Source organism: Elusimicrobiota bacterium (assembly GCA_026388095.1).
Classification (GTDB): Bacteria; Elusimicrobiota; Elusimicrobia; order UBA1565; family UBA9628; genus UBA9628.
Genome location: JAPLKL010000023.1, coordinates 15,229 through 31,709, shown reverse-complemented (window position 1 = coordinate 31,709; position 16,481 = coordinate 15,229). Strand labels below are relative to the sequence as shown.

15 protein-coding genes and 1 pseudogene are annotated in these 16,481 nt (G+C 56.8%); 5 read left to right on the top strand and 11 right to left on the bottom strand.

The features are described from left to right. Positions 1-20 precede the first annotated feature (20 nt). On the bottom strand, positions 21-632 hold the full coding sequence (locus tag NTY77_06350) for a hypothetical protein (GenBank protein ID MCX5795095.1): 612 nt from the start codon (positions 630-632) through the stop codon (positions 21-23). Positions 633-944: 312 nt separating this feature from the next. Between NTY77_06350 and NTY77_06345 the strand changes: the two genes are divergently transcribed. Then, a complete protein-coding gene (locus NTY77_06345) occupies positions 945-2,042 on the top strand; it encodes a hypothetical protein (GenBank protein ID MCX5795094.1) in 1,098 nt (365 codons plus the stop codon). Between the two features lie 191 nt (positions 2,043-2,233). On the opposite strand, the gene NTY77_06340 is transcribed toward NTY77_06345, so the two are convergent. From NTY77_06340 to NTY77_06325, 4 genes are all read right to left on the bottom strand, one after another. Continuing rightward, positions 2,234-2,458: a hypothetical protein gene (locus tag NTY77_06340; GenBank protein MCX5795093.1), complete on the bottom strand. Its 225-nt coding sequence runs from the start codon at positions 2,456-2,458 to the stop codon at positions 2,234-2,236. A 235-nt stretch (positions 2,459-2,693) separates the two neighbouring features. Continuing rightward, a complete protein-coding gene (locus NTY77_06335; protein MCX5795092.1) occupies positions 2,694-3,755 on the bottom strand; it encodes a hypothetical protein in 1,062 nt (353 codons plus the stop codon). 170 nt (positions 3,756-3,925) lie between these two features. Then, a complete protein-coding gene (locus NTY77_06330; protein ID MCX5795091.1) occupies positions 3,926-5,707 on the bottom strand; it encodes a DUF262 domain-containing HNH endonuclease family protein in 1,782 nt (593 codons plus the stop codon). Positions 5,708-5,809: 102 nt separating this feature from the next. Next, on the bottom strand, positions 5,810-6,139 hold the full coding sequence (locus NTY77_06325; GenBank protein MCX5795090.1) for an HNH endonuclease: 330 nt from the start codon (positions 6,137-6,139) through the stop codon (positions 5,810-5,812). Between the two features lie 227 nt (positions 6,140-6,366). Between NTY77_06325 and NTY77_06320 the strand changes: the two genes are divergently transcribed. From NTY77_06320 to NTY77_06305, 4 genes are all read left to right on the top strand, one after another. Then, the gene (locus tag NTY77_06320; GenBank protein MCX5795089.1) at positions 6,367-7,401 is read left to right on the top strand and encodes a hypothetical protein; all 1,035 of its coding nucleotides are present in this window, start codon (positions 6,367-6,369) and stop codon (positions 7,399-7,401) included. Positions 7,402-7,700: 299 nt separating this feature from the next. Further along, entirely contained in the window at positions 7,701-8,885 is a 1,185-nt protein-coding gene (locus NTY77_06315) for a hypothetical protein (GenBank protein ID MCX5795088.1), read from the top strand. Next, positions 8,878-9,585, top strand: a complete 708-nt coding sequence (locus tag NTY77_06310; GenBank protein MCX5795087.1) for a hypothetical protein — start codon at positions 8,878-8,880, stop codon at positions 9,583-9,585. Before NTY77_06315 ends, NTY77_06310 begins: the two co-directional genes overlap by 8 nt. A 374-nt stretch (positions 9,586-9,959) precedes the next feature. Then, on the top strand, positions 9,960-10,430 hold the full coding sequence (locus NTY77_06305; protein ID MCX5795086.1) for a hypothetical protein: 471 nt from the start codon (positions 9,960-9,962) through the stop codon (positions 10,428-10,430). 36 nt (positions 10,431-10,466) lie between these two features. On the opposite strand, the gene NTY77_06300 is transcribed toward NTY77_06305, so the two are convergent. From NTY77_06300 to NTY77_06275, 6 genes and pseudogenes are all read right to left on the bottom strand, one after another. Continuing rightward, positions 10,467-11,972 (bottom strand): hypothetical protein, encoded by a 1,506-nt coding sequence (locus tag NTY77_06300; GenBank protein ID MCX5795085.1) that lies wholly within the window; start codon positions 11,970-11,972, stop codon positions 10,467-10,469. Then, positions 11,947-14,460: a hypothetical protein gene (locus NTY77_06295; protein MCX5795084.1), complete on the bottom strand. Its 2,514-nt coding sequence runs from the start codon at positions 14,458-14,460 to the stop codon at positions 11,947-11,949. Before NTY77_06295 ends, NTY77_06300 begins: the two co-directional genes overlap by 26 nt. Positions 14,461-14,520: 60 nt before the next feature. Next, positions 14,521-14,778: a hypothetical protein gene (locus NTY77_06290; protein MCX5795083.1), complete on the bottom strand. Its 258-nt coding sequence runs from the start codon at positions 14,776-14,778 to the stop codon at positions 14,521-14,523. Between the two features lie 21 nt (positions 14,779-14,799). Next, positions 14,800-15,015, bottom strand: a pseudogene (locus NTY77_06285) (HNH endonuclease). A 41-nt stretch (positions 15,016-15,056) separates the two neighbouring features. Then, positions 15,057-16,085 carry a DUF4065 domain-containing protein gene (locus tag NTY77_06280; protein ID MCX5795082.1) on the bottom strand — a complete coding sequence of 343 codons (1,029 nt, stop codon included), beginning with the start codon at positions 16,083-16,085 and terminating at the stop codon, positions 15,057-15,059. 5 nt (positions 16,086-16,090) lie between these two features. Continuing rightward, the gene (locus tag NTY77_06275; GenBank protein ID MCX5795081.1) at positions 16,091-16,456 is read right to left on the bottom strand and encodes a hypothetical protein; all 366 of its coding nucleotides are present in this window, start codon (positions 16,454-16,456) and stop codon (positions 16,091-16,093) included. Between the last annotated feature and the right edge of the window lie 25 nt (positions 16,457-16,481).

Below are 16,481 nucleotides of genomic sequence, written 5' to 3'. Positions count from 1 at the left end.
CCGATGTTCGCTGGCATTGGTTATTTCTTCACGCGCCGGTGTCGGCCGGATAGTACCGACGTAATCGCAAGAGTGGAGCGTGCTGGTGCCTGGTAAAGTTGGACTTGTACACATTTTACATCCTTTACCAAACCACGCAGGTTCTGGCCGAGATTGCAACGATCCGCATCCCGAAGGACATCATCTGGGAAGTCCTCTGCCACAAGCAGTAACTGGACTCTGCGGTGGGAAGGATTGAAAAAGGCCAAACGTGCCGCAGGGCCAAGCAATCCCCTTGTCAGGTCGCGTAGAGAACCCGCCTCACCACGACCGGCCTTAACGCGGCTCTTGATGTATTGGTCTAGCTCGTTTTCGCGCATTCGCCCCACACGTTTTGCGTAGCTCTTCGCCTGATCCCAGGCACCTTGATGCAGGCCTCTGAGTTTTACCTCTCCAATAATCATGTGCCCCTTATTGTTGACCCCAATGAAGTCGGGCCCTTTCTCCGATCGCCGGTTGATTGATAACAACCGAAAGTGCGAGTCCTTTTCAAGGATCTCCGGATGCTCTTTAAGTAAAGCGTAGAGCTTGCGCTCACGAGTTGGCAAAATACGCTTTGGTTTTGGCCCGTTGAGCGCGATGACTCGCATCATTAGAATTACCTCCCATTTTCATGCTTGGCAGCATGCGCATCGTGTGTCCAGCGAACGCAGAGACTGACCAGCGGCGGCTATCAAGATTCCCGTGAAAGCCGCCGTCTGGTCAAGCCAATGGTTCGACCGAGGGCAGGTGCCTATGGGGTTGCCAGTTCGTCCATTTTATCTACAACCTGTCCTCACAAGGAACCGGGATTCATGACGGGGCAGAATTTGCTAGTCTCAGTCCATGAAGACAGCCACCCTCGTGACCAGCTTTCCTGGGAACCTTCTTAGCGAGCCTACAAGCCGATAGCCACGGAGGGGAGCATGAGAACAGTCAATATTTTGCTCATGCTGTCGATGGCGCTTAATCTGTGTTCGGGATGTGCGACGGTCATAACTGGTTCCAGGTTTAAAGACCCTGAGAGTGCCAAAAAATTCATTACGGAATACGAGCAGAGTAATTTCCCTGAAGGAGGGGTGCGCGTCGGAGGGGGGCTGACCTGGGAAATGCTCACCGCAGACGACACGGAGTTTACTACTGTCGAACCAGTGTCAGTCACCTATACGAGCTACGAGACGTACTCGGTGGTCTTCAAAGCCAAAACCATCAAATACTCAGACCTCGGAGAGATGAAGAAATACTACTCCAAGTTTAATTGGATAACGCCCTTCACAGGCTTCATCTTCTGCCCAGGTATATCGCGCATTTCTGAATCGAATGGAGTCCTACCGCGTCCGCTCTGGGCGAACTCCCGAAACGATATATTGGGCGACACAACCATCATCGATATGCGACATCGGGGTGCGAGTGCGTTACTAAGCCTTCTTCCAGTATGTCTTACTGGTGCGCCGTTCTGGTGGAAGACTTCTGAGCAGCGTTTCCTGGAAGCCCTGGCGTACATGAAGGAGCACAACACCCTCCCTAAAGATAAATACACGTCGGCCAATGACGAAGAGCTACCTAAACCGACTCGCAAGCGGATTCTGCCCGATAATCAGTCGGAATCTGAGGTAAATACAGCGCCGGCCTCATTCTCGAACCTCAAGGCAAAATCGGCCAGCCTCGCGGTCGGGGAGAGCGGGTCTCTCAGCGTCACCTTGAGCAACGACTCGGAGCAGGACTGGCCCGAGCAGACCTACAGCGTCCGGGCCGTGGTCAGCCAAGGCGGGAAGGTGCTGCGTAAGACCTCGCCGATCACGATCAAGAAGCCCATCGCCGCGGGAAGCACGAAGGAGATATCACTCCGCGTAGGAGTCCCCCCCGGCGTCTCTGGCGAAATCTCCTTCCAGATTCTCTTGCTGGACGGGAAGCGGACGGTCCTCAGGAGCGAGCTTGTGAAGGCGGAAGTGGTAGCGGAGGAGGAGAAGCCGGCGGCGACGGAGGGGGCAGAGTCGAAGGAGGCCGGATCCCAGGAGGAGTGACGGCTTCTTCTCTCTTCGTGCGGCCTGGCCGCCCGGGTGTTCCGCGGACGGACACAGCGATGCGACAGTCGATGTCCCTAGTAAGAAATAATCCGCATACGTGCTCCTACAGGAACATCGACTGGTTTTCGCTACCGATTCGAACATGCATGACGACAGCGAATGGCAGCGATGAATCTCGCCAGGTAAGGTTATTTATTCGGAATCGGTATTGGCTTGTTCTTCTCCTCGGATTTCATTGATTCAATATGCCAATGCTCCCCGTCGCTAGAGCTGAATTTGATTACTGCATCATCATTGAGGGTGTTGGATTCTGCTTGCTTAGTATTGCGTTTCTGGTTGGTCGGGCAACCCGAGAGCAATAGGACGGCCATGACGCAAACGCCCATTGCAAGAGCCATTGAGCTTTTCTTCACAAGATACCTCCGATAGACTGCGCATTCCGGCCATGCCCCGCCAGGCTTCCGGGCGACAATACTTACACTTCAGTTTCGCGGCGAATTTAGACAAGCTCAATTTCACTCCTCCTTTTTATCTCTCTTGCCGAACGATAGGATGAGCCGCCGCGTGCCGCGAAAGGTCGACTGCGAGGCGTGGTCGGTTCCATCATTTGTTAGGCAGGTCAAGCCGATTCCTGACTCGTCGCGATGTTCATGGACGCCAGAATATTGTCGTCTGACCCCATTGCCCAGATTTTGCCGAATCCCCCGTGGTCACACACCATTTTGAGGATACAACTGTTTGCGGGCTACGACTTGGATGCGATATCGTGCCGCAACGTTTAAACGAAGGGATGCTCAAGCTGTAACGAGTTCCGTCCTCTTTCGCCACGATGAGTTTGCCTGCGCATTCACCGACCCCCGTTGCCGCGCAGGCCTCAGGCCAATTGAAGGAGCCGACTGTCTCGCCGGAATGCGTGTCCATGATGTGGACAGCGGGGCATCCCCATCCGCGGCGACTAGCACAACTTGCGAGCATCGTCGCGTTCTTGATCCAACACACCTGCCAGGCCTGACCGCGATGGTAATGTTCGCCAATGAGTCGATTTGACTTGAGATCCCATATCTTTGCACATGTCGAGTCGCCAAACCCAAGAAGGTTCCCGTCGGGATGGACGGCCACGGCATTTACCCTGCCGCAGGGTTCTTCAATTGTATTGAGGTGCTCAAGCGAAGGCGCGGAATAAAGATTCACAGGGGATGTCCAAGACGATTTGTACCCGACTGCTAAAAGGCTTCTTTTCCCACCTAGAGAGTACGCCGTTATGGTGCCTTTCGTCGCAACCCTTTGTAAAAGGCGGCCGCTCTGTAACTCCCATGCCAGGATCTCCTCTTCACCAAATGACAGGATGTGCTTGCCATCATCAGTGAAAGCCAATCCCCGCACCCGAGACTCGTGTCCGGTAAGCGTGGCGAGCAGTTTCCCGTCGGGAACTGCCCATAATTTGACACTCTTGTCTGGACACCCCATGGCCAGCAATTTGCCACAGGGGCTGAAGGATATTACGACTTGATATGAACTAAAGAAGCCTGATTTCACCTTAATCTCGCCGATGATATCACCGGATGGAACGGCGCGCAATGTCGTGATATTATACCGGGTGCTAGCGAGGAGCTTTCCCCCGGGGTGAAACACGCTCCCTAGCAAGTCGAAGCTCCGGGCGCCATCCAGTGTTGTGACTCTCTCCCATTCGCTGTTTCCTGGTTTGTCCATCACTTTCTCCTCTGCTGCCTAACGTTGAGCTCGGCGACGCGCGCTATGCGCGTGCCGCTGAGGCCCGCTCCACGTTGGCAATCCGCGCACTTGGGCGCGGCCGCCGTAGTCGATGTTACTTCCTGTTCAACGCCAAGCACTTCGATTTCGAATCGTGGCGGCCGAGCACTTCATACACCCCAAATTGTCTTGAACTCCCCCTCCAGCTTCGCTGTCCGACTAATGATCTTCTGCTCGTCCCAAGTCTTGTCTCCTCCGTCGAACGGCGCAATGATGTCATCACGCGTGATGTCGAGCTCAGCGTAGTCCTTCATGCCCTTCTTGCGTCCCTCGCCGGTGACCTTTTTCTCGAATCTATAGTTCCGTAGAGAGCTGTTTAGAGCGGAAGTGAGCAGCGTCATGTTGCCGATCCAGTAGACTTTTTCGGCGCGGTCCTTCTTGGCATCCTCTGAACTCAGCTTGGTTCCTTTGGCATCCTTCTTGTCTGGGATGTCGCTCCAATGCTCTTCCCACTTCTGGGGCATGACATGCTCAAGCGTGTAGACATACTTTAGGTCCTTGATGTCCCGCTTGCTGTCGAGATGCCTCCGCCTGAGCTCAATCCAGAACAGCAGCAACGAGGCGAACTTGTTCGAAATGCCCCGCAGCCCCGACGACAACTGGATGTTCGTAATCTCGGCCGCTTTCTTGCCGATGCTGTCAGGGGATTGTATGAGCTCCCTGCACAGCTTGTTGTAGCTCTTGGTCTCCGCCCGTACCACCATCCGTCGGATGACGAGCTTCTCTAGGTTGAGGAGCAGCTTCGCTAAAGTCGAATTGTCATGTTCATATTTCTTGAACGAATAGAGGATGAAGGGATGGAAAGTTGATATCTCAAGCGCATCGAGGATAAACAGGAGCCTTCTGGTTCCTTCTGCGAAATTAAAGAGCTCGCTCTTGTCTGTCACGGGAATCTTGGTCCGATAGATTTCCGCATATCTTACGATCTCGTCCACGAGCGCGCGCAGTTGTGTTTCATCCGCGACCTGCCTAATCTGCGATTTATATCTATCGGACAGGTCAGACAAGGTGTCAGTTTCCGGGTTGTAGAATCCTTTAATTACCGCGATGCTGTGGAGGAGGATCTCGATGTTGTCTCGCTTGAGCCGGCCAGTTTGTCTCTCAGTCTCCCAGTACTCCAATGCCTCGGGGTCCAAAAGGAAAGCCTTCTCCCATGTCGTCTTGTATAGCTCGATGGCACGACTCCGGCCCATGGTTTCAACGGCTCTCTGGAAGAGCGCATTCTTGATGGTATCGGCACAGCTAAGCCTGACACCAGCGCTGTTGATAGTGTCAAAAATCGCTTGTTCGTTATCCTGGTTCTTGAGATCGATCGCAACGAGCATCTTGTTCTCACTATCGAGGATGCGATTAAAGAGGGCTTCCCTTTCAGCATCCTGAGCTTCCTGAATCCTGTGATGAAAGTAAGAGTAGCATTGCAGTATCCTGCTCTGAGACTCAGCCCCATGGTCAATCACAAGCTGCGGGTTTCCGTCGAGGCCAGCCCGGATCACCTTCTCATACGGACCCGCATCGACGTGCGAGTGCCGGATCTTGACGTGAAATTCCTTGGCGGTGGGCGATAACTTGTAGAAAAGGACACTTCTCAGAGAAGACTCCCCCGTCTGCTTCAGGGCTGGTGAAAAGTGATCATAGAGAGCTTTCACAAGGATGCTCAGCGTAGTGAGGCGTTGCTGACCGTCGATGACCGAGACGCACTTAGGGCTTCCAGATACGGGATCATGTTGTTTCAATATGAGAGACCCAAGGAAATGGTTCTTGGACCTGTTCAGCAAATCCTCTAGGAGATCCCCCCAATTGTCCTCATTCCAAACATAGCCCCGCTGAAAGAACGGAACCTCGACGATGCCTTCGTTGCCCAAGAATATGAACGAAACCTCTTCTGCCTTCATGAGCGGTTCTCCTTTATTTACGATGCGTGCGCCGAGCGCCGAACTGGGCTGCGGGCGCTACCAAGCGCTCCGCAGCCTGCCGCCCGCCAGCCCGAGCTGATGTTAGCGTGCCGCCGTTCGTAGGAAGCGCTTTACGACCTCGGCAACGCTCGCCTGGCTAATGTTTTTCTTCTTGCAGTACGGCGAGGCAAGCCATTCCAGGAGCGGCTTTGCCCCCTTGCTTGCATTGCAGGCTGTGCAGCATCGCGCGACGTTGATTGGCATGATCGACTGGTCGTCCCAGTTGTCATTGTCGAAGTGTTCCCACGTCGGGTTTTGTTTTCGGTCGCCAGTTCGAGAAGACTCTTTGAACTCCACGCCGCAATACACGCAATGCCGATCTCTAGCAATCACTTCCTGTTCGAGAGCCGCAGGAATTCCCCATTTGTTCATGTCCGTCGCCTCCCTCTGTTCTATGTCACGCTAACCAAGATTACACGAAACAATATATCCTGGTCTTAAGCGTACTTCTTTGCCGATTTTACTTCATCCACCTGCCCTTATCAATGCAATTCCCGGGCCATGCTATGCCGCGGCCCATCGAATCGCTGCCCCATTCAACGCCGGGCGGATTTTTGTATCATACCGTTCGTCAGGTTCTCTGACCGGAGACAAAAAGCTTGAACGGGACTTTCGACGCCGCGCCATGCGAAGGCGCCACCCTCGCGGATCTTTCGTCCGATAAGATCCGGCGTTTCGTGAGCACCGCCCGGCAGGCGCGCGGTTTCCCCCTTCCTGAGGACGCGGCCCCACAAACCGTGCTCGATCGACTGGGCCTGGCCCCGCAAGGCCGGCCTTCCCATGCGGCAATGCTCTTGTTCGGCTACGAGCCCCAGCGGTTCCTCAGCTCATCCGGCATCAGGTGCACGCAGTTCGAAGGGACGGTCGCGGAGAAGCCCATCGCCTCTCAGCAGCTCTGCGAGGGAACGGTATTCGAATCGATGGACCAGGCGATGTATTTCGTCCTGTCCAGGATCGCCGGCCCGGCGCCGTACGAGCTTCCGCTGGAAGCGGTTCGCGAGGCCATCGGCAACGCGGTGGCGAATCGCAATTACGCGGTCAGCGCCAGCGTGCTGGTGACGCTTTTTTCCGACCGGCTTGAGGTCTGGAACGTGGGCGAACTGCCCCCTTCCCTGACTTTGGCCCAACTGCGCCAGGCCCATAGCTCCCTGCCGGCCAATCCCTTGCTGGCCGAAGCCCTCTACCTGACCACCTACAGGGCGGCCAAGGGCACCGGGACCTGCGACATGATCGAGCTTTGCCGCAAGGCCGGCCTGCCGGAGCCGGAGTTCAAGCTCGAAGACCGCGGCTTTACGGCCATCCTGCGCCGCGCAAAGGCGCCCGTGCCCGCCCCTGTTGGGCATGAAGCCGGGGGGCAGACCGCTCCACCGGCCGCTCCGCCAGCGACTCCGAGGCCGCCAGTCGATCCGCAAGTGCTGGTCCTTGTTCGCCTGCTGGGGAAGGCTGGAGCTTTGGGCACCGCAGATATCCTCCAGGGCCTGGGACTCAAAGGACGCGGCAGAATGCACGAACGCTTTCTTCGCCCTGCCTTGGCGGCAGGCCTCATCGAGCCCACCCTCCCGGACAAGCCCAACAGCCGCCTCCAGCAGTACCGGCTCACAGCCAAAGGGGCGGCCTTATACGCGTCCTTGTAGCGTCGCGACTGTACCCTGACTGTACCCCTGACTGTACTCCGACTGTACCCTCGACTGTACCTGTACCCCTGACTGTACCCCCCACTGTACCCCGACTGTACCCACAAAAAAGCCCGCGAAATACGAGTTAATCGACTGTACCCAAAAAAAGTGGGCAGCCCAAGTGGGCGCCCACTTGGGGTGAAGTGGGCGCCCACTTCGCGCCCACTCAGTCACCCCATGGGGTGCCCATTTTTCGGCGCCTCAAGTGGGCGCCGCCCACTTTGCAAACCTTGCTATAATCGGTCGCAGGAGCGCCCTTGACCCAAGCCCAAGACCCCTGCGCGCCGGTCCAGCCTGAGCTCGCCAAGACCGTAGCCGCCATCGGCTTTGCCGCCAGCGTCCTGGGCCTCTTCTGCCTTTACGACGCCCTCAGGGAAGCCCTGGGCGCCTACCAGTACCACACCGCCATCCCCGTGCTCAGCATCTACAAGGGCGTGCTGGGCATCTACGCGGCCGCCCGCCAGGGGCATCAATGGAGCGACCCTGACGCCAAGCCCTCGCGCGGGGGCCGCTTCTTCGTGCTCGCCTGGTTGGGCCTGCCCGTTTTCTTGAACGCCCTGGAAGTGGGCAGGCTGTGGTTCCCTCCCCCCATCCAGCCCGCGGACCTCAACAACACCTTGAACTGGGTCATCGGCTACTACGTGTTCGGCAAGGCCTCGACCTTGGCGAGGTTGAACGGTTACCGGCCTCTAGGCCTGGGCAAGAACCTGGTCCGCGCTCCCTTGCCGGAGGAAAGGCTCAAAATAATGGCGGACCTCAGGCTGGCGGTGGACGTGCTGGGCGCTATCTGCATCTTCGATGTGCTCCGCGAGGGCATCACCCCGCCCTACCAATCCGGCATCGACATCCATTCCGCCTACAGGCTGGCGCTGGCGGCTTACGCTGGGACCAACCAATGGCGCAAATGGGTGGACCCTCAGGCCGACTCGCCGCGCGCGGGCTTTGGCTGGGTGCTGGCCTGGCTGGGGGTGCTGGTCTTGCTCAAGGGGCTCACCATGATCAGCTCGGACAATATCATCGTCATGCCCCAGCAACTGACCGGGACCTTGCTCTGGGTCTTCTCCATCTACGGCTTGGGCAAGGCTCCGGCCTTTTTCAAATGGAATCCTGTGGGGTCTGGACTGCCTCGGCCAAGGCCCGAGCCCGGCCCAAAGCCCGAGGACCCCGGCCAGGATCCCGCGACCCCCGCTCCGCCGCCGGCCGAAGGCGGCCAGACTCCGGACGACGGCTCGGACAGCGATCTCGAGGCCGTGGCCGCGGCCTGCGAGCAGGCCGGGGAATTCTCGCGCGCGGACATCGTGGGCGCGACCGGCATGAATCCGGACCGCGTCAAGCGCAAGCTAGATGAGCTGCTGCGCAGGGGCTGGATCGAGAGGATCAAGTTCGGTAGATACCGCTGGAAGGGCAGGCATTTCTGGAAGGGCCGGAGGGCCGATGCCTGAGCCGGTCAATACCGGCGGTCCTGCGCTGCCGACGCAAGCCCCGAGCCTGGCGTGGGTGTGGGCGTTCTTGGCCTTCTTGGCCCTGGCCGTGGTCTCGGCGTGGCGCGAGGTCCCTTTCTACCTTGCGCCCGCGGCAAGCGAGCAGGCCTCAAGCCGGACCGTGGAGCGGATCGCGGTCCTGCCTTTCGATGACATCCGGGTGGCTTCGCCGTACGCGGTGGGGCTGGACAGGGGCAAGGCGACGGACGTTCCTGCGGCGGTGCGCCGCGAGGCGTCGGACCACGGCGAGGAGGTGGTCTGCGAGCTGGGGGCGGGCTCGAACCATCTGGGGCGGGCGGACGGGGAGGCTCTGGCGCAGGCCCTGGCCCAAGAGCTGGCGCGCACGGGGGAATATGCGAGCGTGCGCTACGTCGAAGGTCCCGATGAATTGAAGGACGAAACGGCGGTCATCCACGGCAAGGTCCTGGAGGCGCAGCTGCGCATCCTCAAGGACGGCAAAAGGGAGTACTCAGTGGGCGTCGAGCTGTCCGCGGCCCGGTGGCTTTGCGTGGCCCGCGCCGAACTGCCGCCGTTCTGGCAAAGAAGCTTGCGCCGCAAGGCGCGGTCCGGGGGCGCTGGCGCGGTCTACGAGGTCAGCGCCTTGGTGCGCGCTCTCTGCGCGGATGCGGCCGAGAAGCTGGGCGACGCTTCCTGGAACTAGCCTGCTCACGCGGCGCCTTAGAGAACCGGCACGCCATCCCGATGCCGGCCTTGCTTTTTCAAGAACCTTTGCTGTGTCGCCGCCTTCAGCGGGCTGATTTCGTGGTTCTTAGAAGTACCGCCGATTCAATCACTTCTCTCTGAATTCGACGGAATTAGACATAAATAGACAGAATTGGCCAAAATTGGACACCCATCATCCATCCCTCTTCAGGTACCACCGAGCGCCGCGAGTTCGAGGCGAAAAGGTTCCACCGGTCTTGGCCTGGAGGTGGTGCCAGATTGTCTCCACCTCGATTCGCCGACAGGTGGTCACAAATTGTGACCACCTCGGCAGCCAGCGACAGGAACCGGGTTTTCCGGTATAATCGTCCCATGAACGTTGCCAACATGCTGCGCCGTGTGGTCTGCTTGCCGCCCTTGGAGTCCGGCTTGGCCTCGGCCCAAGCCCCGCACACGCTGCGCCAGGCGCTCTATCCGATGGTGCTCCTTTATACCGCGGCCTACTTGGGCTTGGAGCTGCGCGAGTTCATGTTCTCGGCCGGGACGCGCTTTTTGACGCCGGAGATGTACACGGGGCTGTTGGCGGCTTTCGCGGGCGAGCATGAGGTACGGCGCTGGTCCGGCAAGGCCGACCGCTACGCGCTTTCAGCAGAGTTCGTGATCTACGGCTGGTGGCTGTCGTACTTGGCCATCCTGCTTTGGCTGAACCTGAGGCCGGGCTACACGCGGCACATGCCGGCGGATTATGCGGCCATCTGCAAGCAGGTCATCGTGATCTTCTTCGGCGCCGGGGTGTCGAAGTACTTCCACGTCAAGGCCGTGGCGCAGGCGAAGGCCGGCTGAATTTCAGTCGGAGTACTCCGCATCAGGAATGAGCGATTAGGCGGGCGGGATCGAGGCAGCGGGATGAGACAAATCACTGGGGCGAGGGAGGTTTCCCCGCACAATCACGATCCCGATTGAGATTGGTATACCACCTTCGCCCCCAGGAGGTTGCACTTGAAACAGGCCGATATCGTTGGCCACGGAACCTGGTGCGCCCGCCTTAGGAGAGGTGTCCAGAATGCAAAGCACTCCCAGTCTTTTGCTTGTGCCTGCGACGTACTGAGTTGTTTGCCCGACATACTGAAGAGCACCATCAAGGGTCACAAACTTCCTATCCTCCGCCTTAAGTTCAACCCGAACCCGTTCGAAAGATAAATCCGTAATCCCGCCGCCTGCCCTTGGATGCTCCTCAAGCTTGCCGCCAATCCTCGGCTCCACCCTGAGAACGTCACGGATACGTTTTTGAAACGCGCTTTCGTCCCAGACTCCAGGGAAATCTGCGTCCTGCAACGCCTTAGCCGCCGTACGCCCCAAGGTCGTCATTACAGTTAAGAAGGCTGTCAGTTCGTGGTCCTCGACATTGACAGTGCTCCGGACAGTATCACGCAGGTCGATTAACTTCTTGTCGACTTCGGGATAGCCTGAGATAGGGTTCAGCGCAGGGTCATGACTACGGATCGACAACATTCGGTTCCCGCTAACGACTGATCTACGTTTTCCGCTATCTGGCAGGAAATCCGCCCGATAGGAAAATGCTAACGGTCGAGCGGATATCTGCTGCCGGACATTAATATTGAGCCTCCCATCTAGCTTCCATCGCGCGGGGGCCCCGCTTGCTGGTTTAGCTATCTTGAATTCTGGCAAGTTGTAAATCCCGGTCGGCTCGACAGATACGGGATGAACCCACAGATGCTCGGCATCTTTAGGCCAATTCTTCACCGAAACGGTTAGAGCAATATCGTGCAATTCTCCGGGGGACACGGTCTCAGGGTCCGCGAAAGGTTTGCCATCCATAACGAATTCCAAAAATATCTCAGAATCCGGGGCGGCTACGATATCCGCAGCTTCCCTTCGTCGACGTAAGCTGTCGGGTTTGGAATGCGATAACAAGGGAACGGGCAGAGGAAGGCTCTGTATCCGTTGAAGGTACGCTTTAGTCTGTGAAGTTTCGGCAATTCCAGCGACACTCTCCGCGATTTCGCGGTGAGGCCTCCAAAACCGGCCAGATGGCCAATCCGCCAAGAGATTCTGAGCGTTCTCCTTGGCAGCCCGCAGATGGCGGCCGCTATCAGGCTCCGCGACCTTGACACCCTTGGTCCAAGAGATCAAATGTGCACCTACAGTTGCGAGCGTTGAATAGAGGCGGTACCCGTCGGCCGCCGGACCCGTCCCGATTGTCGCGGCAGCCTTTCGCAACGCATCCGCCGCGCACTTGAGGGCCGAAACATCGTCTTTCTCAAGGGCGTGATGAATGGCTTCCAGAATCTCTAGCCGGCGACCAAACACTGCCTTCAAGATGGGACGGGCATCTCCTCTATTCATCAGTATCCTCTTCAGCATCTCCGACCAGTTCTTTCCAAACTTTCGCAATCCGCGCGGCTTCTGCCGATTCCATTTTCTGGCAGTTCTCCTCGAAAATTACAGCATCCAAACAGATTTCCAGTTCCTTTCGCGCCGCTTGATGTTCGATGGTTTCAGGCAGGAAGGCTCTTATTTCGCTTAAGGCCCCTTTTGCGGCAACGAACTCTGCCGCGGCGCAAAGGACCTCGATCAGCTCCAACGCCAGGATCCCATTGTGTGTTTTATAAGCAGTCACGCTCGTCGCAGCGATCTCGTCTGCCAATGCGTGTAGCTTCTCCTCCGGGAGAGAAGCCACAAGCGACACCAACTCGCGATCCCGTCGATCCATGATTTCTTCTACTTTTAGAAGACGGCAGACCAACTCAGCGTACAAGGGATGCTGAGATATCGCGCCCGACTTTCTCCGCCCGATTACTTCGATTGCGATGGTGGGCTTCATCTTTAGGGCAGTCTTTAGCAGAAACGGGGCCACCTTGCTCTCATCAACGCCGACATCCCGAGCTCGTCGATCCAATTCATTCAAAGCGTCCTCAAGGAAGCCATCATCACCTGCGTCAACATACGCTTTGCAGAGCAGAAATACGGAATCGAAAACGCGTCCCCGGATGTTCTTCGGCATTTTCTTCCACCGAAGCGCGCGTAAGGCTCCCTGATGGACAGCCTTATATTGGTCAGTCAAAAGCAAGAGGAAGGTTTCATGTAGCAGAGAAGGCAGATCTTCGCCATAGCAGTCGACAATTTCCCCATAAGCCTCTGCGGCCGCAGCGCGCACCGTGACGGCTGGGTCATGCATTGCGGTGTAGAGGTAGTGCAGCACACATTCAAGGGATTGCACATTTCGTCCGACCCCAACGAACCCGGCAACAAGGACCATCCGGATCTCCGCCGTGTCCTCCTTTCCCCTGATGCTTTCCCACATCTTTTGGAGTTCTAGAAAGACTCTTTGCGGATCTAAAACAGCGACGGCTTCGAGCGCCTTCGCTAGCCCATCTACCGCCTGGCTTTGCAAGAGTGCACGGTGCCCCGCTTCAAGACCCCTGAGTGGATCCCAGTTGGGATCCGTAAGCACGCTCTGTTTTGGCTGTCGCGATTGCGCGATTATCAACGCGGCAGCCCCAACAATCAGTTCCTCTTTCCCCTGCAACGCCTTAGGGGAATATTCCGTTATGAGATGCAGGACGTCCAAAGCCTCCCCAAGCAGTTCGCTCTCGGGATCAAGGAGAATGTCCAGCGTGCGTTTGGCTGTCCGCTCAATCGCAGCCTGTGGCATACCGCTCTTGTTGCGGAGATTGCGGCGCATCACGGCCTCATAGACGCCGAATATCTCCTTCGCACGTTCTCTTTGGGCGCGGCTTAACGCCGCATAGACTGCGGCGTCGACCTTTGCTGGTTCTCGAATCATGGCTACCGCCAACGCATCGGTGGCATGACTGGCCGCAGAGCCGTCGTCGTACGGGTCATCCGGGAGCCCGATCGAGGCCAGCAACTCCGGAACAATCTCATCAACGATAGAGGAGTCATGCTGCAGCAAGCGTTCAATTGCGCGGCAGGCCGCAATGCGTACTATCTTCTGATCTTCCTTGAGAAACTCCTTTAACCTCCTTATCACGACTACTCGGCACGTTTCGAATGCCTTAATTAATGGGCCCGGATACAACGTGACGGACCTTTCCAAAAAAGCGACGCGTGGTGGAGCACAAAGTTCAATCAAACCCCATACCGCGCCCTCAAGATATCCACAATGCTCCGGCAAAAGGGAGGTCTCGACTATTTCACCAGCTGCGAGTCTGGCGCCGCCTTTTTCTAGCGCCTTCAAAGCAGCAGGGACCAATCGTGGGTCGCTGGGTGAGATTCGGCGCGACGTTGTTAGTCCGACCTCCACCCCACCGCCTCCCAGATCAACGAGCTCAAAGAGCATGTCAACGATTGGCGCATCAAATCGGCCAGGCGCGTTCTCCGCGATTGACCCCAGTTCTCGCCCTGCAGTAACGATATCCCCCGCATCAATCTCGTCAATCAGCGTGATAATACGCTCGCGCATACCATCTTTCGGATTTCTGTTGCTTGCACGGCGCTCTTTGCGCAGTCGAGTCGCTTCTTGCGCGGCCGCCATCGCTGCCGCGCGCGCCTGCTCCGCTTGCTTCCGATCATCCTCCAATTTCCCATAGAGGATTGAAATGTTGGATAACCCGACAGCTCTCCTATGCTCACATCCGATACAATTCTCCGCGTAAAACCCAAGGGCTACCGACTCCAGGTTCATCGAGGACATGCTTGGATGAACTGCGAATTGGCAGCGCACAAATCGCATTCCGATAGGCAACCCGGTCATTTGCTCGACCACGCCGACGCCCCCAAGCGGCGACCGTTCTACACTCGCGTGCGCACACCAGTTGCTTACGAGTTTCTCGATTTCCTGGTTGCGAATGCCTATGGCGACTGCCCTATTTGTGGCATCTTCGATCATAATCGCTCTAAATAAAACAGATTGGAATTGCAATAACTCCTATAGCGAACGAGGCAGGATTCACGCGTTACGGGACATCTCCCTCACGACGACAACGAGAACGACGATGGCCAAGCATGCAAACGCGGGAATCAGAATCATCTTCCAGAAGAACCGCTTTCGCTCGTCCTCCAACAGTCTCCCCTGAGCCTCTTGTTCGGGAACCTTGGACATCATGACTGCGCCGACCACTCCAGCGACGATGAGGCCCAGCAGCAACGCTCCGTCAGCGATTCGCCAGCGGCGCCTGCTCGTCCTCGCCGAGAGAACGGGTACCATTTTTTGGCGATGGGAGCGTGACGCACGAGTGCCCTTCTCAAGGTTGCAGGGCCAGCAGGCGGCGACGAGATTGTTCAAGTGGTCGGTTCCGCCCTTTGCCCGAGGGGTCAAATGCTCAACTTCCCAAGCCCCCCGGCCACGTCTGTCGCGATTATAAAAACTCAATGCCTTGTCGCAATAATAGCACCGTCCGCGAGTCTTATCGAAAACATCACTTCGAATTCCTTCGTCAATCATGAGGCCGTTCCAATAGTGGCTTGCTTGACTTCAATCTCCCCCTAGGCGACCTTACGAGAGCACGCGAGCTTCAAATCCTTTGCGAAATGGTAGGAGATCGGTTTGCAATGTCCCGTCTCAGAGAAAGCTTTTTCATTATGAGACAATTCCATCAGATCTCCAGACGACTTATTCTTTAGTGTCGATATCCACGCATCGACGACGGAGAGTTCCTCTCGCGTAAACATTGCCGTCTTTGGAGGCTTCGCGGAATGGAATTTCTCACACGGCTGGTTATGCATGATGGTCTCATCAACCGCGAAGAGCTTCTTGCAGATCATCCCAGCATAAAGAATCTCATAGCCATCGGGGACCGGGCCATATTGCCATCGCAAATATTGACTCCCCGTGATTGACAATTCCAGATCCCGAAACGCGCCAAAATCGACATACCACAGGAACTTGTTGAGCCCTGTCTTGTAGCAAGTCTTCGTCTTGTTCAACACATAGAGCACGAGGTTCTCAAACCGCTCGATATCGAATTTACGGTTCCCGTTGAATTGAGAGGGCTCCGAGACGCTCAGATAGTCCCCTATGTCCCCCAGGATCAAATCCATCCCAGTCGTATTAAGCAATTCCGCGATTTTTGTTTTCAACATACGGGCAGTAGCCGGGTTAAGGTTCCGCTCATTCCGCTCAAGAAGGGCTTTGGCGTTTTGGGGATTCGCCAATAGCCACAGAAGTTCATTATGGGCGGCGTCGGGAAGCGCGCCATTCTCATATCGGTGCACCGTGATTTCCCCCCAACCGAGCCAGGAACTAAAATCGGTTTGGCTTAGCCCATAGCGTCGGCGAATCGAACGAATGGCTGCCGGCGCAAGCAGCTTCTCCCTCCTCCGATACTCGTCATAGGCCTTCCCGACATTGGCCTCTTCTTGCGCCTCCGTCGCGAATTCCTTCTTGCAGGCGTCGCAGACATAAAGGGACGCATTGATGACCACCTCGGCCTTCTTAACGCGAACGTTCTCGTCGCGCTTATGCAGCGTCACGGTGGTGGTCTTCTCGCAATGTGGGCAGAATCCGGTTTCCATGGCAGTCACCTCTTATACGGGTAATGGGTAATTGGCTGCTCCGGTTCATGAAAGGACAAGCATTTGACTCTGACCTTGGCCCCCTCTTCGACTATCTTCAACTTGATGTAGATGTCGACGCCTTCTAGGGTCACGGCGAACTTCCAAATGCAGGCCGGCTGGGCCGGGAAATCTCTGTCTTTCTCAGGACCCCCGAAGTAGTTCTCGACGCACAACGACTCGATAGCTTCTCTGCGATCCTGCACGGAAAAGCCATGAAGCAGCAAGAAGTTAAAGTTCTTGTCGCGGTCTACGACGTAAAATCCTGACTGGATGGCATGGTGCAGCTTGGCCAAAAAGGATTCAACGTCTTCGCGCTTGGCGTATGGCAACCTTTGTCCCTTCCTGTCGTGTTAT